Source organism: Gracilimonas sp., assembly GCF_031581265.1.
Taxonomy (GTDB): Bacteria; Bacteroidota; Rhodothermia; order Balneolales; family Balneolaceae; genus Gracilimonas.
On the sequence record NZ_JAVLBQ010000011.1, the window covers coordinates 56,734 to 78,891 of the forward strand.

Annotated in this window: 22 protein-coding genes and 1 tRNA gene; 13 read left to right on the forward strand and 10 right to left on the reverse strand. The window is 41.4% G+C overall.

Annotated elements, in window-relative coordinates; translation table 11 throughout:
* Positions 1-25: 25 nt before the first annotated feature.
* Complete coding sequence (locus RI561_RS06090) at positions 26-1,963, forward strand: phospholipase D-like domain-containing protein (RefSeq protein WP_395079341.1); 1,938 nt, start codon at positions 26-28, stop codon at positions 1,961-1,963.
* Between the two features lie 20 nt (positions 1,964-1,983).
* Here RI561_RS06090 and RI561_RS06095 read toward each other — a convergent pair whose 3' ends face one another.
* The 3 genes from RI561_RS06095 to RI561_RS06105 form a co-directional block, all read right to left on the reverse strand.
* Positions 1,984-3,249 carry a sensor histidine kinase gene (locus tag RI561_RS06095; protein WP_395079342.1) on the reverse strand — a complete coding sequence of 422 codons (1,266 nt, stop codon included), beginning with the start codon at positions 3,247-3,249 and terminating at the stop codon, positions 1,984-1,986.
* A 371-nt stretch (positions 3,250-3,620) separates the two neighbouring features.
* Positions 3,621-3,693 (reverse strand) — tRNA-Lys (locus RI561_RS06100).
* Between the two features lie 61 nt (positions 3,694-3,754).
* On the reverse strand, positions 3,755-4,309 hold the full coding sequence (locus RI561_RS06105; RefSeq protein WP_395079343.1) for a thioredoxin family protein: 555 nt from the start codon (positions 4,307-4,309) through the stop codon (positions 3,755-3,757).
* Positions 4,310-4,317: 8 nt separating this feature from the next.
* Between RI561_RS06105 and RI561_RS06110 the strand changes: the two genes are divergently transcribed.
* From RI561_RS06110 to RI561_RS06155, 10 genes are all read left to right on the forward strand, one after another.
* Positions 4,318-4,716 (forward strand): HIT family protein, encoded by a 399-nt coding sequence (locus RI561_RS06110; protein WP_395079344.1) that lies wholly within the window; start codon positions 4,318-4,320, stop codon positions 4,714-4,716.
* Positions 4,713-5,147: a type II 3-dehydroquinate dehydratase gene (locus RI561_RS06115; RefSeq protein ID WP_395079345.1), complete on the forward strand. Its 435-nt coding sequence runs from the start codon at positions 4,713-4,715 to the stop codon at positions 5,145-5,147. The genes RI561_RS06110 and RI561_RS06115 overlap by 4 nt, the downstream gene beginning before the upstream one ends.
* 37 nt (positions 5,148-5,184) lie before the next feature.
* Positions 5,185-6,648, forward strand: a complete 1,464-nt coding sequence (locus RI561_RS06120; protein WP_395079346.1) for an oligosaccharide flippase family protein — start codon at positions 5,185-5,187, stop codon at positions 6,646-6,648.
* A 176-nt stretch (positions 6,649-6,824) separates the two neighbouring features.
* Entirely contained in the window at positions 6,825-7,640 is an 816-nt protein-coding gene (locus tag RI561_RS06125; protein WP_395079347.1) for an NYN domain-containing protein, read from the forward strand.
* Positions 7,641-8,163: 523 nt separating this feature from the next.
* A complete protein-coding gene (locus RI561_RS06130; protein ID WP_395079348.1) occupies positions 8,164-8,730 on the forward strand; it encodes a helix-turn-helix domain-containing protein in 567 nt (188 codons plus the stop codon).
* 332 nt (positions 8,731-9,062) lie between these two features.
* A complete protein-coding gene (locus RI561_RS06135) occupies positions 9,063-10,118 on the forward strand; it encodes an HNH endonuclease domain-containing protein (RefSeq protein WP_395079349.1) in 1,056 nt (351 codons plus the stop codon).
* Positions 10,115-10,966, forward strand: coding sequence for a bifunctional class I SAM-dependent methyltransferase/HIT family protein (locus tag RI561_RS06140; RefSeq protein WP_395079350.1), 852 nt, complete (start codon positions 10,115-10,117; stop codon positions 10,964-10,966). The genes RI561_RS06135 and RI561_RS06140 overlap by 4 nt, the downstream gene beginning before the upstream one ends.
* 358 nt (positions 10,967-11,324) lie before the next feature.
* Positions 11,325-12,518 carry an ATP-binding protein gene (locus RI561_RS06145; RefSeq protein WP_395079351.1) on the forward strand — a complete coding sequence of 398 codons (1,194 nt, stop codon included), beginning with the start codon at positions 11,325-11,327 and terminating at the stop codon, positions 12,516-12,518.
* Positions 12,519-13,593: 1,075 nt separating this feature from the next.
* Positions 13,594-15,543, forward strand: coding sequence for a heavy metal translocating P-type ATPase (locus RI561_RS06150; protein ID WP_395079352.1), 1,950 nt, complete (start codon positions 13,594-13,596; stop codon positions 15,541-15,543).
* A complete protein-coding gene (locus RI561_RS06155; protein ID WP_395079353.1) occupies positions 15,543-15,755 on the forward strand; it encodes a GDCCVxC domain-containing (seleno)protein in 213 nt (70 codons plus the stop codon). The genes RI561_RS06150 and RI561_RS06155 overlap by 1 nt, the downstream gene beginning before the upstream one ends.
* A gap of 194 nt (positions 15,756-15,949) precedes the next feature.
* Here the strand turns inward: RI561_RS06155 and RI561_RS06160 are convergent, their stop codons facing one another.
* From RI561_RS06160 to RI561_RS06190, 7 genes are all read right to left on the reverse strand, one after another.
* Positions 15,950-16,402 (reverse strand): methyltransferase family protein, encoded by a 453-nt coding sequence (locus RI561_RS06160; protein WP_395079354.1) that lies wholly within the window; start codon positions 16,400-16,402, stop codon positions 15,950-15,952.
* Between the two features lie 106 nt (positions 16,403-16,508).
* Positions 16,509-17,270 carry a sulfite exporter TauE/SafE family protein gene (locus tag RI561_RS06165; protein WP_395079355.1) on the reverse strand — a complete coding sequence of 254 codons (762 nt, stop codon included), beginning with the start codon at positions 17,268-17,270 and terminating at the stop codon, positions 16,509-16,511.
* A 252-nt stretch (positions 17,271-17,522) separates the two neighbouring features.
* Positions 17,523-18,137, reverse strand: a complete 615-nt coding sequence (locus RI561_RS06170; RefSeq protein ID WP_395079356.1) for an AraC family transcriptional regulator — start codon at positions 18,135-18,137, stop codon at positions 17,523-17,525.
* 56 nt (positions 18,138-18,193) lie between these two features.
* Entirely contained in the window at positions 18,194-18,547 is a 354-nt protein-coding gene (locus RI561_RS06175; RefSeq protein WP_395079357.1) for a VOC family protein, read from the reverse strand.
* A gap of 162 nt (positions 18,548-18,709) precedes the next feature.
* A complete protein-coding gene (locus RI561_RS06180) occupies positions 18,710-19,819 on the reverse strand; it encodes a CynX/NimT family MFS transporter (protein WP_395079358.1) in 1,110 nt (369 codons plus the stop codon).
* Between the two features lie 164 nt (positions 19,820-19,983).
* Positions 19,984-20,337, reverse strand: a complete 354-nt coding sequence (locus RI561_RS06185) for a DUF5615 family PIN-like protein (protein WP_395079359.1) — start codon at positions 20,335-20,337, stop codon at positions 19,984-19,986.
* A complete protein-coding gene (locus RI561_RS06190) occupies positions 20,337-20,576 on the reverse strand; it encodes a DUF433 domain-containing protein (protein ID WP_395079360.1) in 240 nt (79 codons plus the stop codon). The genes RI561_RS06185 and RI561_RS06190 overlap by 1 nt, the downstream gene beginning before the upstream one ends.
* Before the next feature lie 379 nt (positions 20,577-20,955).
* Here RI561_RS06190 and RI561_RS06195 point away from each other — a divergent pair, with 379 nt between their 5' ends.
* Both RI561_RS06195 and RI561_RS06200 read left to right on the forward strand, forming a co-directional pair.
* Entirely contained in the window at positions 20,956-21,399 is a 444-nt protein-coding gene (locus RI561_RS06195) for a hypothetical protein (protein WP_395079361.1), read from the forward strand.
* Positions 21,400-21,731: 332 nt separating this feature from the next.
* On the forward strand, positions 21,732-22,158 hold a 427-nt coding region (locus RI561_RS06200; RefSeq protein WP_395079362.1), incomplete at its 3' end, for an efflux RND transporter permease subunit.

Below are 22,158 nucleotides of genomic sequence, written 5' to 3' on the forward strand. Positions count from 1 at the left end.
AGTACAATTCAGAGTTTATTCTCTTATGAAACTCAGCATTTTATGCTATAAAAAGCTTTTGATGATATGCCTTTTTGGCTTGAGCAGTTTTTCTGTCTCAGCACAAAGTGAAGAATGGATCGAAGTCTATTTTAATATGCCGGCAGATCATTCTGTAGCCCTCCCGGGAAACGAAAATAACAGTAATTGGGATTTGATTGGAACTCTGGAAAACCTAATCGACTCGGCAACCACCAGCGTTGATTTCTGTATTTATGATATTGAACACAAACGCATTGCTCATGCTCTTTCCCGGGCGGCAGAAAGAGGGATGCGCGTTCGAGTTGTAACCGACGACCATAACCGAACGGATGCAGGTAAATATGACCTCGAAGTGTGGGCTATCTTAGCATCAGCCGGCATTATTTCCATTGATGACGACGGAGACATTTATAATCCTGACGGCAGCATTACCGATAATGACCTGGTGAACAACAGTTCTGACATGCACAACAAATTTGCCGTCATTGACTACCTCAGTCCGTCACCGGATGATGATTATGTGTGGACCGGCTCAACCAACATGACCTATACCGGACCCTATAACACGAATCATACCATTGTCATCAAAGACACCGAAATAGCTAAAGTGTACACGGATGAATTTGAGCAAATGTGGGGCGATGACGACGAAACTCCCAATGCTTCCCAAGCCGACTTTCACAAAGACAAAGAAAATGTCAGCCAAAATATTTTTGATGTAGACGGAACTAAAGTTGAAGTGTATTTCGCCCCCATTAACAGAGACCGTTCCAAGCCAAGTGTAAGTGATCGTTTGGTTCAACTCGTTAACAACGAAGCACAGCATGATATCAACTTCCAGGCATTTGCCATTACTCCGACTATTCCCCTCAGTGAAGCTATGTGGAACCAAACAGCTGATGGGCAGATACTGCTTCGCGGAGCCATTGATCGTCGATTTTACAGCCGCTATGAAAGTGCCGGAGATATTTGGGGAAGTCCGGAAGCACGATTAGGAAACAGAATGATCCTCCCGGCCAACGAACTTCGCACCCTTCACCATAAAGTCTTGCTTTTAGATACTGAACATCCCGCTGAGGATGATATTGCGGTTACCGTAGCCGGCTCCTATAATTTTTCGATGAATGCCGAAATGAATAATGATGAAAATACGCTCATCATTTTTTCCGATGAAATTACCAATCAGTTCTACCAGGATTTTATGGGCTTGATGAGCCGGGCTAAAGAAGAAACCTATCCCCCCGCACCTCCGGTTGATACCGATACCTGGTATGAAGTTTTTTCCGTTACTGATGGAAGTCGTTTTGAAATTGAAATTGCACCCGGCTTTGGATATGGTGTTCGTTTTCTGGGGGTTGATGTTCCTTCCATTTATGCCGGGGAAGATTCTGCCCGATATTTCTCCGGAGCTGCTGCCGAATATCTCCAAAACCTATTGGAGGGTAGAAAAGTAAGACTGAAAGGATTTGACGGGGAAGAACCCGAATCTCGCTACAATGCTTTTCAAGCTTATGTGGAAATGGAGTACGATAACGGACCGGTAAGCCTAAACAAAATTCTTTTAGAAAATGGATATGGCACAACTTCTGTCTACTATCGTCAACATCAAGATTCTGTGGCCGCTTTTAAACAATATCAACAAAGAGCAAAGGAACAAGAAAAAGGCTTATGGAAAAACCCTGATAAAATTGGAACCAAAGTTTTAAGAGCTAATGAAGTTGATACCGGAAGCCCAACGAATGTGATGTTCCCTATTAACATCAATACTGCTGATGAAGCTACTTTACAGCTTTTACCCGGAATTGGCCCGGCCTATGCCGGCAGAATTATCCAATATCGTTTAGAAAACGGAAGCTTTAAAAGTGTGGATGAAATAACCAACATCCGCGGAATAGGCCCTAAAACATTGGAAAAGTTACGCCCGATTGTAACACTCGATTAGGCCCTATTTTATTTTAAAATTTATAGCGCGCTGCTCGGTCCCTTCAGATTTCTTTTCTTAAACTCCAACTTAAATGTCGTTTTACCCTCTTCTTCAGAAATATGTAAATCTCCCCGCAGTTGATTTGAAAGTGTTTTGATGATAAGCATTCCCAAACTATTTGGCTTTTCTAATTCGTATGTACCTCTGCTATTCACTCCATTATCTGAGACACTTAAATAAATCTTCTTTTCTGACTCATTCAAAGAAACCCTAATTACCGGATTTTCTACCTGCTCATAAGAGTTCAGGTAAGCGTTTAGCAACAGTTCGTTACAAAGCAGCCCGGCCGGTACGGCTTGATTGATATTCATCTCGATGGGAGGAATTTCTTTTTCTATCTTCACATTTTCATTGCTGAATGTATGTTCCACAAAATCTACCAGTTCCTGCAAATACTGCCCAAAGTTAATATCCGAAGTCTTTTCAGCTTCAGCATAAGACTCATGAATCATGGCGAGACATTTAATCCTCATATGACTATCCTTTAAAATAGCATGCACCCGGTCATCCTCGATATACATTGCCTGTAAATCAAACAAAGCAGAAATCAGCGCCAGGTTATTTCGAACTCGATGGTGTATCTCTCCCAATAAAACAGTTTTTTCCTGAAGGGCCTCTTTCAGTGCATTTTGGGCTTCTTTTTGTTTGGTAATATCTTCCAGCATCACCACCATGTAATCCTGACTTTCCCGCCCTTTACTTGTAACCACCGATTTTGATACCCTGCCCGGAAAATAGCTCCCATCCTTTTTTTGATATCGCTTTTCAATTTTATAGGAATTCATCTCTTGTTTAGCCAATTTGCTATCCAGCTTTCTTCCCGCCTTTAAATCATCGGGATGTATAAAATCTTCAAACCCTAACTGTAATAATTCTTCTTTCCTATACCCTAACAAATCACATAAAGTCTGATTTACCTGTATCCAATTTTCATTCGGTCTGTGATGAGCTATACCAAGGGGAGCAAAATCAAATGTGGCTTTAAACTTATCCCTGCTTTTCTCCAGTTCTGATATTACATCCCCCAAAAGACTGTTGTTTTTCTTGATCAGTAAAAAGATCACTATCCCACTCATCAATACAAAAAACCACCCTTTATATGATTGAACTTGCGTTATGAGTTCCGGGTCATCCAAAACATCCAGAACAATTTGATCTGAAAATTGAATCCATAATGCTCCCACCAGCAAATAACCCAACGTTATTATAACCGGGCTACTGTTAATAACCTTTGTATTATCCATCTTAATCATTTTGTGCAGGATTATTAAGCCAACCAAATACATGGAATAAAAGAATCTGCTCTTCTTGATCTGATTTAATAACCGGAGGAAAGATTTGAGGTTATTGATACAAGCACTCTTTTTTATTTGCTAATAACATAATTCTCGCCAACATCTTATACCGGTACATAACTATTAATAACAAGAGTAAGCCACAGCAAAAATGTTACAAAAAAAATTTAAAGAAGAGAATTTGGGGTTAATTTATTTGAAAAGAGGAGAAAATATTTACTAAGATGTGCTTACCCATTACAAAAAAAACCCCATCCGAGATCAATCGTATGGGGCTGGTCAAGAGAGAGTCTTTATGAAAACAATATCTAAAAACAGTGTGAATCGGGAGGGGCTCGAACCCTCGACCCACGGCTTAAAAGGCCGTTGCTCTACCAACTGAGCTACCGATTCTCAATTCAGATTCCAAAGATAAGGCATTTATGAATTAGAGTACAATGAAAAAATTCACTTTTTACTCAATTCCCTTATCATCTTTTTGAAGTATCTGAACGAAATCAGTTTCAATCGATAGTTGTGGCTCTTCTTCAATTCGTCCTAATTCTGCATTGCCTTTTAAAACCACAACGGTGGGAATATATTTGATATCGAACTTATTTAAAAATTCTTGGGGAAATTCTTTGCTAACATCAACACCAATATACTGCGTATTGATTTTTGCATTACCTGCTAACTCCAGTGTTTTTATTAAGCTGGGGATGTGCTTTTTCGACTCTTTACACCAACTTCCCCAAAATACCATTACATCCACAGAGTCATCATACGTTTTTAAATAATTAATTGCGGACTCTTCCGGTTGATATCGGTCTTTATAGATACTGTATATTCGATTGTTTTCAAGAATTTCAGCCTGACTAACAATCCCAGTCATCGATCCTGATTGAGCAGCGGTCATTTCCGGGCTCATCATAAAGATGCACAAACCAAAAAGAAATAAAACTGCTCTTGCAAGGTTCATAAGGATTTCTGTTTTTTCGATAGTATCTTCACTCAAATTAACATCTTTCATTTAGAATTATGGCAAGTATTTTTACCAAAATTATTGAAGGCGAAATCCCAAGTTATAAAGTTGCTGAAGATGACCGGCATTTTGCTTTTTTGGATATTAACCCGGCCGCAAAGGGACATACTCTATGCATTCCAAAAAAAGAAATAGATTATATTTTTGATTTGGAACCAAACGAATTGAGTGCCTTAACTAAGTTTTCCCAAAACGTAGCCGATGGAATTGATAAGGCATTGAAACCTATACGCACCGGTATAATTGTTGAAGGCATGGAGGTGCCACACGCTCATATTCACCTCATACCCATTTACAAAGAAACGCAGGCTTTCAGCTTAGGTAAAAAAGTCGATGTTTCCGAAGATGGCATGATTAAGCTGGCAGAACAAATTCGCCAAAACATATGCCTATGAAAATAAAAGTCATTAACGGACCCAACCTGAATTTACTTGGCAAACGCAATCCAGGTGTTTATGGCACCGGAAGCCTGAATGATCTTGAAACCTTTTTAAAAGAGGAGTTCAAAAACCATCATTTAATTTTCTTTCAAAGCAACCTTGAAGGCGAGCTTATTGAGAACGTGCAAGAATGCTTGCAAGATGAGACAGAAGGACTAATCATCAATCCCGGCGGATATTCACACACTTCAGTAGCTCTTCGCGATGCTCTGGAACCTTTGGAAATTCCCAAAGTTGAAGTTCATATATCCAATATCCACGGACGTGAAGATTTCCGTGAAAAATCTATAACCGGGACAGTCATGAATGGTATTATTACCGGTTTAGGGAAATTCAGCTACGTATTGGGCATACAGGCACTTGAAAGACTTCATAAAGCACATTAAAGCGTACTACTTTTACAAGTTCATCTAACCAATTGCTTTGACAAAACTCAAAGAACTTTTCTCAGATACCCTTGTGTACGGCATCAGCAGCGTGCTGGCGCGATTTATTGGCTACCTGTTAGTTCCGCTGCATACCGGTGTATTCAGTGAAGGCGAGTATGGGATTGTAAGCCTTATTTTTGCTGCCATCGCTCTTTTCAATGTGCTTTTTACGATGGGTATGGAATCGGCATACATCCGCTATGGTAAAGACCGTGACCAAGCCAACAGTATTTTCAAAACCCTTCAACTATTCTTAGTCGGAACTTCGGGAGTTTTTGTGCTCCTCATCTGGATGGCGCAGCCCCTCATTGCCCCCATGATTGGTCTTGAAACCGGAAATTCCATTTACTGGCTCATGTTGGGCATTCTCTTTTTTGATACCATTGCCGTAGTCCCTTTTGCCGAACTCCGGTTGGTCCGTAAATCCATCTCCTTTGCGGCCATTAAAACCGGGAATGTACTCGTTAATCTCGGGTTGAATTTTTATTTGATACTGGGGCTTAACTACGGCATTGAGGCAGTATTCATCAGTAATTTTGCTGCTTCAATCCTCACTGCTTTAGCTACCTGGATTATAACGCTGCCGATGTTCACGGGTAGCTGGAATCAGCAGCTTCTTAAAAGAGCCTTACTCTTTGGATTACCTTTTATTCCGGCGGGATTTGGTCACGTAATAAATGAACTGCTCGACCGATTTTTCCTGAAATCCATGGATCCGGAAACAGTACAATCCTTATACGGTGCCGAGTACACTCCCGATGATATTGTTGGTATTTACAGTGCCTGCTACAAACTGGCCGTTTTTATGCTTTTGCTGGTGCAGATGTTTCGCATGGCCTGGCAGCCTTTTTTCATGCGTCAATCCGAAGAAAAATCGGCTCCGCAAACATTCTCACAAACCTTTACTTTATTTAATTTTGGAGCGGCCGTCATCTTTCTGAGTGTCGCCCTTTTTGCTGAGCAAATTGTTTCCATCAAAGTTCCATTTCTTGATTTTTACCTGGTTGATGAAAAATTCTGGGGCGGACTCGGAATTGTACCCGTACTCCTTTTAGCCTATTGGTTTCAGGGATGGTATGTTAACTTTTCAGCCGGAATTTTTATCAGTGAAACTACCAAACGCCTTCCCCAAATTACCCTGATAGGAGCAGCTATCACCATTGTAGCCAATCTCATTTTAATACCATTTTTTGGAATGATGGGGTCGGCCGCTGCCACACTGATGAGTTATGCGACTATGGCTTTACTCATCTATTATTATTCAATCAATGCATTTGTGGTGCCCTATAAGTTGGTATCTGCTTTTGCCGTCATGCTCTTAGCGGCCGGATTGTACTATCTCAAACCCATTGTTATAGATTTTGGGATCAGTGATTTACTCGCATCCTTCGTTTTATTAGGAACTGGCCTGGCATTCATCGCTCTTATTACCTACCGTACCGTTTTAAAGTTAGATTAAACGTGTTTAAAACTGATTTTTCACCTTGTTTATTCTAATAATAAATTGGTCAGAATCAGTTGATTCTCTCAATTATTTTTGAGTTAATTGACTGGTGGCGTTAGGGTTAATTAATTAAAGCCAATTTCTCCATTTAATATTATTAAATAATTAATCAGCTTAGGACTATTATTGACATGAAAACACAGGAACGAGTCGGGATATATGTTGATGCGGTTAATGTAACGATGAATGGGGGCTACGGACTTCGATACGATATCTTACGCATGTTTGCCTGCCGGGGAGGCGGTATTGCCTCTCGCCTGAACGTTTATCTCTGCTATGATCCTCAGCGCCTGGAAGAAGATCATGAATACCGAAAGAAGACGCAGCGTTTTTGTGAGGTCCTCCGTGATTTTGAATACAAAGTGACAGAAAAACCGGTTCAAACCTATACCAATAGCGAAACCGGTGAAAAGGTTACCAAATCGACCATTGATATGGATATGGCCGTAGATATGCTGGTTCAGGGGGATTACCTCGATAAAGTAGTTTTGCTAAGCAGCAGCGGAAGCTATGTTAGCGTTGTTAATGCTTTACAAAATAGGGGATGTCGAGTAGAGCTGGTAGGCTTTGATAATGTTTCTACTGCCCTCAAAAAAACGGTGGACTCTTCTGTTTCCGGATACCTCATTCCGGGCTTGTTGCCCATTGATTCGCCCTACAGCTGGGGTTCCAACGGCTCTCGCGTTCGAGGCGTTTGCTACGATTTTACCCAAGACGAAGGCTATGGTTTCCTACGATTTTTGACTCGAAAAGAAGATTGTTTATGGGTTACGGATTCCCGCGAAGATGACTCTCCTTACAAAACCGTATTTGCCCACGTCTCTCAGTTTGAAGAAGATTTCGATACCAATTACCTACCCAGCAGAGAACTCATATTCGAGTTCGATGTCACTGAAAATGACAAAGGATTAATCGCCGAAAATATTGTGTTGGTGAGCGCGCCTTAACTTTTAATGCCATTGGCAGCCCTTCGCATAAACCCCAACCCCATCCATCACCCGGCTCTCAATAAGTAAATCAATTCTTTTAAAACCAAGCGAAATGATCGATTCCAGTCGTTCTGCCTTCAACGTTCCTTACTCAATGTTGGATGTTCTTCCCCCCGGCCTTAGAAAAAAGAGCGTATAGAAGATGACGGAGTGAAGCGTAAAGAAAGAAATCATACCGCATGGAATTGTGATTTCCTGCAAGCCCAGTCAAGGAGCATTGATTTCTTTTAGCGCAATGCAGACATCTTTAGCTCTTTTTTCGACCGCCTTGTCCCGATTTTTTCGGGATGGTTCGTTTTTTATCAAGAAAAAATGAACAAGAGATTTGCCTAAGAAAAATTATTCGATTTCAATCACAAGAAGCCAAAACTTCCCAGACGGCATCCCCAAGATAAACCTTCTAAACAACAGCAAATGGTTTTATATATCTGCTTTTAATGTAATTGGTAAAGGTGTCTTTCCTTTGCTACTTTTCTATTCTATGAAAAACCAACATTTTCACATAAAAAACATGGTATGCAGCCACTGCGGTGAGGTGCTGCGCCAAGAACTTGAACGGGCCGGTTTCAGGGTAGAGGATATAGAATTAGGGGAGGTCACCCTGGAAAAACCTATCACCCCGAAGCAACAAAATCGCTTTACGGAAATAGTGAAAGAGAATGGGTTTGATGTCATCAACGACCAAAACAGCCGGCTGGTTGAACAAATTAAACAGCTTATCATTCAACTGGCCCGCACCGGACAAAAGCTTGACAATCCACTTTCCGATTATTTGGCCAAAAAACTTCATAAAGATTATCAGCAGCTAAGCCGACTGTTTTCAGGAGTAGAAGGGAAATCTATTGAGCGCTACTATATTCTCCAGAAAATTGAACGGGCCAAAGAGCTCATTGTGTACGGCGAGCAAAACCTGAGTGAAATTGCCTATGACCTTGGCTACAGCAGTCAGCAACATTTTTCCCGGCAATTCAAAAAAGAAACAGGATTATCACCCTCACATTTCAGCGAGATTAAAGAAAACCGGCGGATTTCTATTGATGAGGTTTGAGGGGTAACTGCACCTGGTTGGGCTGACCTGCCCAAACACTACTCCAAAAACCGTCATCCCGCACGCAGCGAACGCGCAGATGCGGGATCTCCCTTCTATGGCAATCAGGGAGTAAAAACATTTACTTTGTAACCCTTTTACCCTCTTAACGCTGCATCTTTCTGCTGGTCAACTCCACTCAGAATTAAATAAAGAATTGGAATAACTAATTACACCGGCTAATTCGGAAATTACCGGCGTTCTTTTATATTCAGGTCATGACTTTTGAGACACTTAAAAAAATCAATTAGATCATAGAGCGGGATAGTAAAGACACAACTTATAAGTTTGCTTTGCTTCGGGCTACGATTGAGATTATTCAAGAAAAATCTCCTTACCAGAAAGACAAGGATAATCTTGTAATTCTTCCTGTTGGATTATTAATACTAAAATGGTTGGAATACTATTATCCAATTATTGAAAAGAACCTTCCGCAAAGAAATGGCGATAACTTAGATTCGTTTACACTTTCATTCAGAGCCTTATTTAAAAAAGTAACTAATTTCTATTCCGAGAAAGGTGGCCTTTCTGTTTTTTATTCTGAGTTAGTGAGGGGAAACCTTCCAAATGAAATTGAAGACACTGTTTTTCAGCTTTGCAAAAAACTTAGAGATACCATCAAAGATCAACCGATGAGATATATTGGAAAATCAGTTTACGGGGAAGAATACCAAATTTTTAAGCGTCTTAAAACGAATACTCAATTACGACAACCAGATAAAATGGATGTGAATTTTCTAATCGAAAACTTTAGTGAATTCTCGATTCCATCTGATTATTACAGCGTAATGGAGCTGATGGGAAGTTTTATTACGGGTATGCACTCCATCCTAATTAACTGGGCTGAATTCACGGTAGATAAAGATAAAAGCCTGAGTATGAATCAGGTATTGGAAACGATGCTGAAATCGCCACAGGAAGCGCGTAATGTTCTGCTCTCTCAAAATATTTTTACAGCACTTAAACAGGATAAAGGCGAGCTTGAGTGTGTTTGGTCTGGCAACAGAATCACTACCGATTTGAATATCGATCATGTACTTCCATTCTCTGTTTGGAGAAATAATGATCTTTGGAATCTGCTCCCGGCAAAAGCGATAGTTAATAACCGTAAGCGAGACAAAATCCCTTCACTTCAACTTCTCGAAAAGCGAAAAGAACGGATCATTTCATACTGGCAATTTATTTGGAAGACTGAACAAGCCGGTTTTGAAAAAGAGTTGAACGTAAACCTGATCACCCGACAAGATTTTAGTCAATCAAACTGGGAGAATCCGGCATTTCAATCACTAAAGGAAAAGTGTCGTTATTTAATTGAAACCCGTGGATTTGAAGAATTTCATTTGCCATGAAAGGAAACCCAAACTCACATCTCACTGCTAAGGAACGGGATAAAGAATCCTTCCCCACTCGTAAGCTCTACAAAATGGGAGTGATAAAAGGTAATGTATTGGATTTTGGCTCAGGCTATGGAAAGGACGCTGAATTTCTACAATCAAAAAATATTAGCTGTACCAATTACGACCCATATCATGCCCCTGATTATCCCGATCAAAAATTTGATACGATTCTTTGCCAGTATGTATTGAATGTATTGTTTCCGGAAGAACAAGCAGAGGTATTGATGTCGGTTAGTGAATTGCTGAAATCATCAGGAAAAGCTTACTTCACAGTTCGCAGGGATTTGAAAAGAACGGGATTTAGAAATCATTATGTGCATAGGGTTCCGACTTATCAATGCAATGTAGTATTACCTTATAAAACTATTTTCAAAAATGAATTTTGTGAGATCTATGAATATCTGCATTTCACCCAAGTTGATAACGGAAAGAAAGGCATTTTCGAAAATCCATCACCTGAAACTGAACTTATTTCCGAACTGGCAACAGTGTACAGCATCTATGATAAATTTCCAGTGAGCAAAGGTCACGCCTTGGTACTTCCTAAACGAAAATCCGCCAACTATTTTGAAATGACTGACAAAGAAAAGACAGCCTGCCAAATTATGGTGGAACGAGTCAAAGACATTCTAACCAAAAAATATCAGCCTGACGGATTCAATATCGGCTTTAATGTGAATAAAGCTGCCGGACAAACCATCTCCCATACGCATATCCACATAATCCCCAGATATAAAGGTGATGTAGAAAATCCCCGTGGAGGGATAAGAAATGTGATTCCCGGGATGGGAGATTATTGATACTGTCCAAGGGTATAATTTAATTGTAATCATTTTTCACGACACAAAACCTAAACCCATCCATCACCCCGCTCTCGCCTATTCAACAATCAATCCCAATTAAACCGAGCGGAAAGATGGATTACTGAATTCGCAAATCAGCCAAAGCGTCCTTTCCCCTTGTTGAAGGGGAAAGACAGAAAGGGGTCGATGAATTCGAGCAACAAACCTTTATTCAAATCCCTGGAAGCGGAGCTTCCAACAGGCATTGCGCAGCAGAGCAACGCAACGAGGATAAAACACACAGAGCTACTTGAATTGCTAAACAATTTACTCAATTTATTAAGTAATTTTACTCAATATTTCTTATATTTAGCATGTGGATTTTCAAAGAGAACATATCGGTCTGCTAAAAAAGCGTGTTGAAGAGGAACCCAGACAATTCATTCAGGTATTGTATGGGCCACGACAAGTTGGCAAAACAACGCTCGTACATCAGTTCTTGACCCAAACCGACATCTCCTATCATTTTACCTCTGCCGATGCAATTCCCGCAGCCAATGTTACTTGGATAGCTCAGCAATGGGAAACAGCTCGTATTAAACTAAGTCAGTTGGAAGAAGATAAGTTAATCTTGGTTATAGACGAGATCCAAAAGATTGATAATTGGAGTGAGCAGATTAAAAAGGAATGGGATAAGGATAGTAATACAGGCATTGAGTTGTATGTAATCATTTTAGGGTCCTCAAGGCTCATGCTTAAGCGGGGGTTAACAGAATCACTTGCCGGACGCTATGAATCCATTTATATGGGACATTGGAGTTACCCAGAAATGAAAAACGCATTTGGATATTTGCCAGAGGAATATGTGTGGTTCGGCGGATATCCCGGAGCAGCATTTTTAAAAGAAGAGGAAATCCGGTGGAAAAAGTACGTTAAGGATGCCCTTATTGAGCCAACTGTTTCCAATGATATCCTCATGATGACCCGTATTGATAAACCCGCTTTAATGAAACAGCTTTTTGAACTGGGCTGTAGCTATTCGGGACAAATACTTTCTTATAATAAAATACTTGGTCAGCTTCACGATGCCGGAAACACCACTACACTTTCCCATTATCTTGACCTGCTTGACTCTGCCGGATTGTTAGGCGGAATTTCAAAATTTACACCCAATAAAATCCGTAAGAGAGCCTCAAGCCCAAAATTTCAAGTGTATAATACATCGTTGTTATCTGTTCAACAATCAGAATCATTTGAAGCAATCAGGGCAAAACCTGCGGAATGGGGACGATGGGTTGAATCGGCAGTTGGAGCACATTTACTCAATTACAGCCTCAAAGAAGACTTTGAACTCTCATACTGGCGACACCGAAACGATGAAGTAGATTTCGTAATCAAACAAAGAGATAAAATCATTGGGATTGAGGTTAAATCAACTGCAGCCGGACCAACAACTGGAATGAAAGCTTTTCAGAATAATTTTGAGCCCTATAAAATGTTGCTTATCTCTGAATCAGGCCTTCCCTGGCAGGAATTTCTGTGCATTAATCCGGCTACTCTTTTTAACTAAGAGATGGTACTTGTAGCTTTGAAAACACCGTTTCCGGTTATTGGGATTGATTATTGGATTCGCTTAGCTGTATCCTACAACCGGCGAACCGACGTATCAAGCAATAATGAACAAGAGAATTGACTAAGAAAAATAGTTCTAATTAAAACATGGGAAGCCGGAGCTTCCCGGACGGCATTTCGCAGCGGAGCTACACAACGAGGGTTAAATACCGCTATTCGCTCGGACGCAGAGCGTCAGGAGCGAGTTTAAAGACATGCCCCATCGGCCTTAGAAAAAAGAGCGTATAGAAGATGACGGAATGGAGCGTTAAGAAATAAACTGCTCCGCTGAGAACCTTAGAAATTGTTGATATTAGTGATGGAGCTTCAGTTTATTTTAGCGTAATGCAGTCAGCTTTAGCTCTTTTTTCGCAGCCGGGCGCTTTTGTTTCTTTTGTCAGCACAAAAGAAAGAGATACCCTTTAAAGGCAATCCAATTATTAAATGCTCAATAAGATCATCAACGCCAAAACCCATCCATCACCCCGCTCTCTCAAATTCCAACAACAAACCCCATTCAAACCGAGCGGAAAAATGGATTACTGATTCCCCATATCGGCCAAAGCGTCCTTTCCCCTTGCGCTTGCGTCCCGCACAAATCTGTCGGGGCTGAAGGGGAAAGACAGAAAGGGGTCGATGATATCGAGATACCAACCCCAATTCAACCTCTTGGAAGCGGAGCTTCCGGCAGGCATTGCGCAGCGGAGCAACGCAACGAGAACAAAAAACTCAATCAGAACACACAATCCTGCACAAGAAATACACAATAGTATAAGACTCTTTTTCCCTCTCTTAATACCTTAACGATGCTTTTGAAAGGCGGATAACCCGCCTGATGGATATGTCAGTTTAAGCCCTGAGAGCTGTATAAGAACGGTCAGACGGATTTAGAGCCGTTAGACCATGAGCTAACGACCGTGTCCTTCTCCCTGAAAATAATCAGGAGCCTAATCAGGGAGTTCGCTTCGTCGAAAGAAAGCTTAGCTTATACTGGAATTATTGGCTCCTCGCGATGATATGCTAAATATTAATACATGGAATTCATAAAAAAATATTACGAAGTATTTTGGTCGGCCATTTTTTTGATGGTGGCTTTAGCCGTTCAATACTGGATCATAATTCCTGGAAGTGAGTATGTCTTTCTGCCCCTTTATCTTATTTCCTACCTGTTTGTGGGAGGACCGGTTTGGATAAAGGCCTTCAAATCTATCCGGAAAGGCACCATCTTCAGCGAGTTCATGCTCATGGGAATTGCTACCGTTGGTGCTTTTATTCTCGGGGAATATGCCGAGGGTGTGGCCGTAATGTTGTTTTATATGATTGGTGAATATGCGCAGGGAAATGCGGTTCGGAAAGCGCGCCATTCTATTGAATCACTCATCAATCAGCAGCCGGATGTTGCAACGGTAGAGCGAAACGGGGAGTCGCAAGAAGTTCATCCTTCCAAAGTAGAACCGGGTGAAATTATTCAAGTGAAACCCGGGGCCAAAGTTCCGCTCGATGGGGAGCTGCTTACAAAACGAGCTTCCTTCAATACCGCCGCTTTAACGGGAGAATCGAAACCGATGTCTCGCAATGCGGGTGAAGAAGTTTGGGCCGGCTCTGTGAATGAGCTTATCCCGGTACGCATAAAAGTAACCAAGGGGTACGAAGATTCACGCTTGTCTGATATTTTGAATATGGTTCAGGAAGCTTCACAGCGAAAAGCTCCCACCCAGCGCTTTATGACCCGCTTCGCCAAAGTGTACACGCCCATCGTTGTTTGGCTGGCTATAGCTCTCACTTTCCTGCCATGGCTTTTTGTTGAAGCATACGTATTTGAAGAGTGGTTTTATCGAGCGTTAATCTTTCTCGTTGTTTCTTGTCCGTGTGGTTTGGTGATTTCTATTCCGCTGGGATATTTCGGGGGAATTGGTGCGGCTTCACAAAATGGAATTCTCTTGAAGGGCTCCGACTACCTTGATCAGCTTCGAAAAATGAAAACCTTATTCCTTGATAAAACCGGGACCCTGACCGAAGGAGTTTTTGAAGTGCAGGAAATTCATCCGGCCAACGGACATGATACTTCACATGTACTGAAATTAGCGGCTTCATTAGAGCATCACTCTTCACACCCTGTTGCAAAAGCGATTCTACAGTTTACCAACGGACAACAAACCCCGGAAGCCAACGATATTCAGGAAATTCCCGGTAGGGGTTTAAAAGGGACTGTAGGACAGGAGGAAGTTTTAGTCGGCAATCGAAAATTGTTGGAAGAGCATGGTGTTTCCCTTTCTGAAATAGGTAATAACAAGCCTTCCGCCTTTGTATATATAGCAACTGATGGGATTCACATCGGAACTATTTTAATTTCTGACAAAATAAAAACAGACGCTGCACATGCCCTCCAGGAACTCCGTGATTTAGGTATCAGTGAATTGATTATGCTGTCCGGGGATAATCAGCAGACCACGGATGCCATCGCCCAACAGCTGGGCATAGATAAAGCATTTGGCGGATTGCTCCCTGATGGTAAGTACGAAAGGGTGAAGCAGGCTTTGCAATCAAATCACGTGGTCGGATTTGTGGGAGACGGGCTGAATGACGCCCCGGTCATAACGCTGGCTGATATAGGGATCGCCATGGGCGGTATTGGTTCGGATGCTGCCATCGAAACGGCGGATGTAGTCATTCAAACCGACGAGCCTTCAAAAATTCCACAGGCTATCCGAATTGCGAAATTTACGCACAAAATAGTGTGGCAAAATATTGGCTTTGCACTGGGGATTAAGGTATTGGTTATGGCTCTTGCTGCCGTTGGTCTTGCAACCATGTGGGAAGCTATTTTTGCGGATGTGGGGGTTGCCCTCATTGCTATTGCCAATGCGATCAGGGTTCAAAAGAAGTTTTCTAATGATCAGTTTACCCTTCGCTCATTTTTTGGAAGTGAAAAAGAAATTACCACTGTCAATAATAACCCAAAAAGTTGCTGTGAGGTTTGTTGATGGATGATAAAATCACGCTAACTTCTGTATTAACCTGCCCGAATTGCGGAGCTCGGCAACAAGAGCAAATGCCCGAAAACTCCTGCCAATACTTTTGGGAGTGCCCCGACTGTAGTCAGCTATTAAAGCCCAAAACCGGAGACTGCTGTGTGTTTTGTTCATATGGGGATGTTGCCTGTCCACCGGTGCAAAAAGAGGGGCATTGTTGTTGATTGCGAGTGAAGCTTTTTCATTTGACCCTATTCAAATACTGGAATAGAACCCCGACAAGTATTTCGGAACAAGCGCGGATTAAGCGGATTGGGCGAATGATCGCGGAAATGGTTTGTTTAATAACCGCAAAGCGAGGTGAGCTTAAAATCATGTCAATCACATAATCCTTTAAATCGTGATTCTTTTTTGATTCTCAAAGCCATCGCCGGACCTTACTTTTATACTTCATAAACTCCTCCCCAAATTTTTGTGTCATTACCTCTTCTTCAGGTTTGATCTGAAATTCATTCATATACCAAACATAGAAAATTAAAACGATCAGTCCTGCCGGCTCTCCAAATTTCAGCAAGCCGCCTAAAAGTATTAGAAACATGGCGAGATACATCGGGTTTCTGCTGAAGTTATATACTCCGGAGGTTACCAGCATACTTGCTTTTTCCGGATGATGTGGATCTACAGATGTCTTGTTTTTCATAAACTGAATAATCCCTCCTAATCCAAAAAATATCCCAATGCCCAATATTATCTTGGGTACCCATTCCCCTAAATCTATCACAAACCAATCTGGGATTTGGCGGTCTAAAACCCACATCAAACCAATACAAATAAAAAAGACAACTGCTGGTGGTACTTTTAATTTTAACATAGGTTATTTATAAAGCAATCAGCTCTCAGTCTTCAGCTTTCTGGTTTTTTTAAGCCAAAAACTGAAAGCTGATAGCTGAAGTCTGACAGCTATTTATCTTTTCTTTTCAAAAAACTCCAATTTTCGATAAAATCATATATGCTCCACTAATTACCATAACGGCGAGGACATATTTTCGGAAAGTTTCATCGGTCATGGAGCTGAGTAATTTCTTACCGACTAAGTTTCCGGCTGTAGCTCCCAGTCCAAGTATAATACCAAAAATCCACAAGTCTCCATACAAAGCCCCGATAAATGTATAGGTTCCAATCTGCACGGCTCCCATAAAAAAAGAATTGGCGGTTTTGGTGGCTATCATTTCTTCTTTCAGAATTCCGGCATTCAGGTAAAAGGGATTAAGGACCGGACCGAGTCCGCCTACAATAGTTGAGATTGTAGCCACTCCAAAACCCAACGGCAACCAATACCATTTCTTCATCTCAAATGTCTGTTCCTTCTTACCAAAACGATATTGAAAAACCGTACTGACCAAAAAAGCCCCAATTATTATCTGAAACCAATCGGCTTGAACCTGAGTAAAAAGCCATCCGGCTAATAGAACTCCACTAACGGCAGCAGGGGCATACCAAATAACCACATCCCACCGAATATCTTTCCAGAAAATGAACAATCGTGAGGGACGTCCTATCATATCCCCAAGATTGATGATGGGGGCCACTGCCTTGGAACCCACCATAAAATTCATAACCGGAATCATGATAAGCGAACCGCCGCCGCCAGCTATCACAGAAATGATATATGCGCCCATTCCGGCAAGGAAGACAGCAGCGTACATCCACCAAGGTTCTGTGAATAGGGATTCGATCATTGTTTACTATTATTTCTCATAATTTGAATTCTTTCCATTGGTTTATTTTTGTCATATTCATTTTGGCTTGACCCAAAACGAACCAAAAACTCAAGAAAACACGCAGATTTCAAACTTAATAATCACTTATAATTTTTTTAATTACCCACTAATATAATCGCTGTTAAATTCTTTACCCGTGTTTTCAAAGCTCGGTAAAACAACGTATTCCTAATCTGCGATTATACGCTAAACCCGCGTCATACGTTTCCATTATGAAATCTTATCCAAGGATTTGCGCCCGGGGTTTTGGAGTTTCTGGTATTCACTCATGCTCATCCCGGTAATTTCTTTGAATTGGCGGGAGAGGTGTTGCAAATTTTTATATCCCAGATGATAGGCAATTTCACTGAAGCTCAGGTTTCCATATTCTACCAATTCCTTGGCTTTTTCGATCTTCAGGCGAATGAAATATTTTTCAATGGTAATCTCTTCTTTTCGGGAAAAAGCTCGTGAAATGGAAGCGTAACTCTTGTTTAACTTTCTTGCGAGATAGTCAGATAGTGAGGTTTCATCTGTTTCAAGCTCACCGGAATCAACCCACTGTATGAGTGACGTTTTAACCTTTTCCACCAATACCGATTCTTCATCCTTGATAAGCCCGAAGTTAAATCGCTCCAGCTCTTTTTCGATTTCGTGCATGGATGGCTTTTCGCCCTTTCGGGTGACTTCAGCCTTCCCGAGCTGCACGTAATTAACTTCCAGCCCAAGGGCTTTTAAGGCCGTTTCTATAACCATCTCACATCGGTCACAAACCATATTTTTAATATGCAGTGTCATTTTTTCCATAGCAGTAATGTAAACAGAAGTGGAAGAAACTGCATTCACCGGAATTTTGTATTACAAAAAATGGAGAAAGTCTTATCTAATTTTGAATATCCGCTTTATTTGTCTGACCACACAGCAAACTCATTCCCACTGGGTTCAGTGAAATGGAATCGGCGTCCGCCCGGAAAATCGAAAGTAGGTTTAATGATTTTCCCACCGGCTTCCTGTACTTTTTTCTCTGTGGCCTCCAGATCATTGCTGTAAAAAATAATGAGTGCACTTCCAGTTTCAGATGTTCCTTTTTTGTTGGATTTAAAAAAACCGCCATTAATTCCCTCATCTGCAAATGAGGTGTATTCAGGACCGTAATCAGTAAACTCCCAACCAAAGACTTTGGTGAAGAAGTTTTTAGTTGAGTCTAGGTCGTTGGCCGGAAATTCTACATAATCAATTTTTTCGTGTTGTTGCATGGCTCCTCCGTTTTTGAAAATGTAGATAATTGGGAGGTTATCACAAAGCTGAAGTTTGGTAAACAGGGTTTCAGATATGAATTAAGATACATTTGAAACAGCGCTTCATTATTTGGTTTGGCAGCTTAGCAGCAAAAATATATAAGCCTTTTTCCAACTCCTTTACCCGGAAATAGTTCGGTCACGTGCAGCGCCCAGACCGAAGACAAGTTGTAGAGCGGCTATGGTTAACATGCTGTAAAGCGGGATACTCCAGCTGTTAGTCAGGTCATGAATAAAGCCAAAAAGCACCGGGCCAAAAGCAGCTATAAAGTATCCAACAGATTGTGCCATTCCGGAAAGCCCTGTAGTTAGCTCTGCAGAATCTGACCGAACAACCATAAAAAGCAATGCCAAGCTAAAGTTTCCACCCAGACCAAATCCTAAAATTCCCGCCCAGGTTGAAACCAAGAAAGTGTCTGTAAACAGGATACCTGTGATGCCAATTATTTCTAACGCGCCGGTTACCATCACAATTCTGCGCTGATCTTTAAACCGACCGGCAATGGTTGGAATGATGAGTGACCCAAGAATTCCCGTACCTTGCGAAATAGACAGAACCAAACCTGCTTTGGTGGGAGTCATGCCCCTGTCAATAAGAATCTCCGGCAGCCAAGCCAGAATGGCGTAGAAAATGAGGGATTGCAATCCCATAAAAAAAGCGATTTGCCAGGCGATGGGTGAAGCCCCCAGTTTCTTGATAGCCGTCACAATATGAATCGGGTTCTTAGGCTTTGTTCTATTTCTTAGTTGTGGGATCCAAAATATCATCCCCAAAAAAGATAAGATGGCCCAACTGCCCAGTGAAAACTGCCAATTGGTGGCATGGGCTAAAGGAACACTCAAGCCTGCTCCCATTGTAGCCCCGATTCCCATCACCCCGGAATATAGACTAGTCATAAATCCTGATCGCTCAGGAAAATCACGTTTTACGATGGAGGGCATAAGTACATTCATGGTCGCAATCCCAATTCCTAAAAAGAGAGTACCTAAGTATAGCGCCGGGATATTTGTAAAAGACCTTCCAACGGTACCAATCGTCAAAATAAAGAGGGCAGCTCCCAGAGTGGCTTCCAGTCCAAACCGCTGGGTAAAGTAGAGGGTAAATCCTGACAGGGCCGCAAAACAGATGAGCGGAAGCGTCGTAATTAACCCGATCATGCTGTAAGATAATCCAAGTGCATTTTGGATAAATTCAGTCAGTGGACCAACACTCGAAATTGGTGAACGCATCGACAGAGCAATAAATACGATACCGAGAATAAGGATGTAGCGCTTTTTAGAATCCGGGCTAATGGAGAGACCTCTTGCTTGAATAGGTGATTTTATTGGGATGAAATACCGAGGCTAAAGATACGGATGTTCATAGAACTTTTTAGAAGAGGTGCTATGGGATTTTAAAAATGAACCGTTACAGAATCATTACTTAATTCTACTATTTTATTCTGCTGAAGATCGTGCTCAATCTGTTCAATATTTTCCTCAAAAAGGGATATTAGTTCTTTATTGATGATATTCCCCATTGTAAGCAGTAGTATTTTCGAAGGCTTTCCTTTTAATATAAAATGCTTATAAAAATCTTCGTCTTTAGAAACCACAATCCGGTCTTGTTCAACAGAAATTTGGATTATTTCAGCATCTTCTGTTTTGTTTTTTTGCGGAAGTTCGGACGTGTGAATAGCATCATGTCCCCGTTCTATTAACCATTTTACTAACCCGAACGGTAAATGAGCATCTACCAAAAATTTCATTACCCTGCAACTTTATGAATGCTTTTTACAGTGAGGGCTTCCTTTGCAAAAAGAATGCAGGCTTGAATATCTTCTTTTTCCAAATCAGGATAATCTTCCAAAATTTCTTCGGTAGTCATTCCCGCTGCAAGTAGATCAAGAATAATCTCTACCGGGTAGCGCATATTGCGGATTGTCGGTTTACCAAAGCTGACCTTTGGGTTCATTGTAATTCGTTTAAGCAGGGCTTCTTTATCCATGTTATAGCATTTTAAGATGAAAGAGTGTTCATATCACCAACTGTATTATAACTAATTCCTTGGTTTATCTCTTATTTTTCCTTTTTGAAGTGAGTAAGCTAAAGCAAAACCTAAGAATCAGAATAAAATTTCGAAGAAGGAGTCCTCTTGCCCTGGCGGACCTGTCCGTTAGGGAAAGAGACAGAGAAAGGGTCCGGTTGGAAATGGCTTCCAAATAGTCAGTAATCAACGTTGGTACCTATAGCTTTTGTCAATCTTTTTTTGTGTTTTAGTGCTTTCGTGACAGCCATATTTACAGAATATGACCTAACATTTATCAAATCCTGACTTCCCTTTACTATTGTTATGAATTCACTACTGTATTGACTAATTTTGGCTTGTGAAAAATTCTGCCACATATCGTTTTATCGCATCGGTACTCAGTATCAGTATTCTGATCGGAGTATCAGTACCTGCCGGGCTTCACGCCATGTCGGAAGATGTATGTGATGAGATACAGGAAATGCATCACCCAATGCAGCCAACCAGTGAACACGTTGAAGATTGCCCGATGGAAAGCAATTCTCCCGTTCAGCAGGAAGCGACAAAAAGCCACCATCAAGCTCATGATCTTGGTTTTGCTTGTGCTTGCTCAATTGAAGAAGCACCGGTTAAAACGGAAGCTCAGGCTAAGCTTAAAGTAAAAGGACCAACGTTAGCCGTTGTCCAAATTCTTGCAGAAATTCACCTCGATGAATCTGAAACTAACACTCTTCAAATTCCGGTTTCAGATACTTATTCACCTCCTCCTATCTATTTAGCCAACGAGTCTTTTCTGAATTAGGGGTTGGTTTATCTGATTGAGTCGGTTGCCTAATCTCTGACTCTCCTCCCCGCAAGTAACAGCAAAGCTGTTCTTGCTGTCCCTCCGAAGGGACATAGGTTTCTTGCCAGTTTCGTATTTCTTTACTCGAATTCTAGTACGAACCTATCTCTCTTTGGAGACAGACCGGAATGTGAACTCGTTCACATTGCAGAGAGAGGAAAGCTACAGGCAACCAAGCTCATATCCAGCATACTGGAACCAGAGGTTCCCCTATACATTCCGAACGAGACGTTCGGAACAAGTTCTAAACATTTATTTCCTATTTCACTAAACCACTTATTCCCTAAAAAATGCTAAACAAAACCATCCGGTTTTTCCTGGAAAATAAACTTGTGGCTGCGCTACTATTAATAGTTATGGTAGGCTGGGGACTTGCTGTATCTCCTTTTAACTGGAACTTAGACTTCCTACCACGAGATCGTGTCCCGGTGGATGCTATTCCAAATCTTGGCGAAAACCAGCAGATCGTTTATACCGAGTGGGAAGGACAATCGCCTCAGGATATTGAAGATCAGATCACCTACCCGCTGACCGCACAGTTGCTGACGGTGCCTGGAGTTAAGACCGTCCGAAGCACGTCGATGACTGGAATTTCAAGCATCTATGTGATTTTTGAAGAAGATGTGGAATTTTACTGGAGTCGGTCGAGGATCTTGGAAAAACTGAATTCTCTGCCTGCAGGTACGTTGCCGGAAACAGCCAAACCTGCGCTTGGAC

Excerpts from the sequence above, each read along its gene's own strand:
- RI561_RS06090 (WP_395079341.1), top strand. The coding sequence starts at position 26 with ATGAAACTCAGCATTTTATGCTATAAAAAGCTTTTGATGATATGCCTT.
- RI561_RS06095 (WP_395079342.1), bottom strand. The coding sequence starts at position 3,249 with ATGGATAATACAAAGGTTATTAACAGTAGCCCGGTTATAATAACGTTG.
- RI561_RS06105 (WP_395079343.1), bottom strand. The coding sequence starts at position 4,309 with ATGAAAGATGTTAATTTGAGTGAAGATACTATCGAAAAAACAGAAATC.
- RI561_RS06110 (WP_395079344.1), top strand. The coding sequence starts at position 4,318 with ATGGCAAGTATTTTTACCAAAATTATTGAAGGCGAAATCCCAAGTTAT.
- RI561_RS06115 (WP_395079345.1), top strand. The coding sequence starts at position 4,713 with ATGAAAATAAAAGTCATTAACGGACCCAACCTGAATTTACTTGGCAAA.
- RI561_RS06125 (WP_395079347.1), top strand. The coding sequence starts at position 6,825 with ATGAAAACACAGGAACGAGTCGGGATATATGTTGATGCGGTTAATGTA.
- RI561_RS06130 (WP_395079348.1), top strand. The coding sequence starts at position 8,164 with ATGAAAAACCAACATTTTCACATAAAAAACATGGTATGCAGCCACTGC.
- RI561_RS06140 (WP_395079350.1), top strand. The coding sequence starts at position 10,115 with ATGAAAGGAAACCCAAACTCACATCTCACTGCTAAGGAACGGGATAAA.
- RI561_RS06150 (WP_395079352.1), top strand. The coding sequence starts at position 13,594 with ATGGAATTCATAAAAAAATATTACGAAGTATTTTGGTCGGCCATTTTT.
- RI561_RS06155 (WP_395079353.1), top strand. The coding sequence starts at position 15,543 with ATGGATGATAAAATCACGCTAACTTCTGTATTAACCTGCCCGAATTGC.
- RI561_RS06160 (WP_395079354.1), bottom strand. The coding sequence starts at position 16,402 with ATGTTAAAATTAAAAGTACCACCAGCAGTTGTCTTTTTTATTTGTATT.
- RI561_RS06165 (WP_395079355.1), bottom strand. The coding sequence starts at position 17,270 with ATGATCGAATCCCTATTCACAGAACCTTGGTGGATGTACGCTGCTGTC.
- RI561_RS06175 (WP_395079357.1), bottom strand. The coding sequence starts at position 18,547 with ATGCAACAACACGAAAAAATTGATTATGTAGAATTTCCGGCCAACGAC.
- RI561_RS06180 (WP_395079358.1), bottom strand. The coding sequence starts at position 19,819 with ATGCGTTCACCAATTTCGAGTGTTGGTCCACTGACTGAATTTATCCAA.
- RI561_RS06185 (WP_395079359.1), bottom strand. The coding sequence starts at position 20,337 with ATGAAATTTTTGGTAGATGCTCATTTACCGTTCGGGTTAGTAAAATGG.
- RI561_RS06190 (WP_395079360.1), bottom strand. The coding sequence starts at position 20,576 with ATGGATAAAGAAGCCCTGCTTAAACGAATTACAATGAACCCAAAGGTC.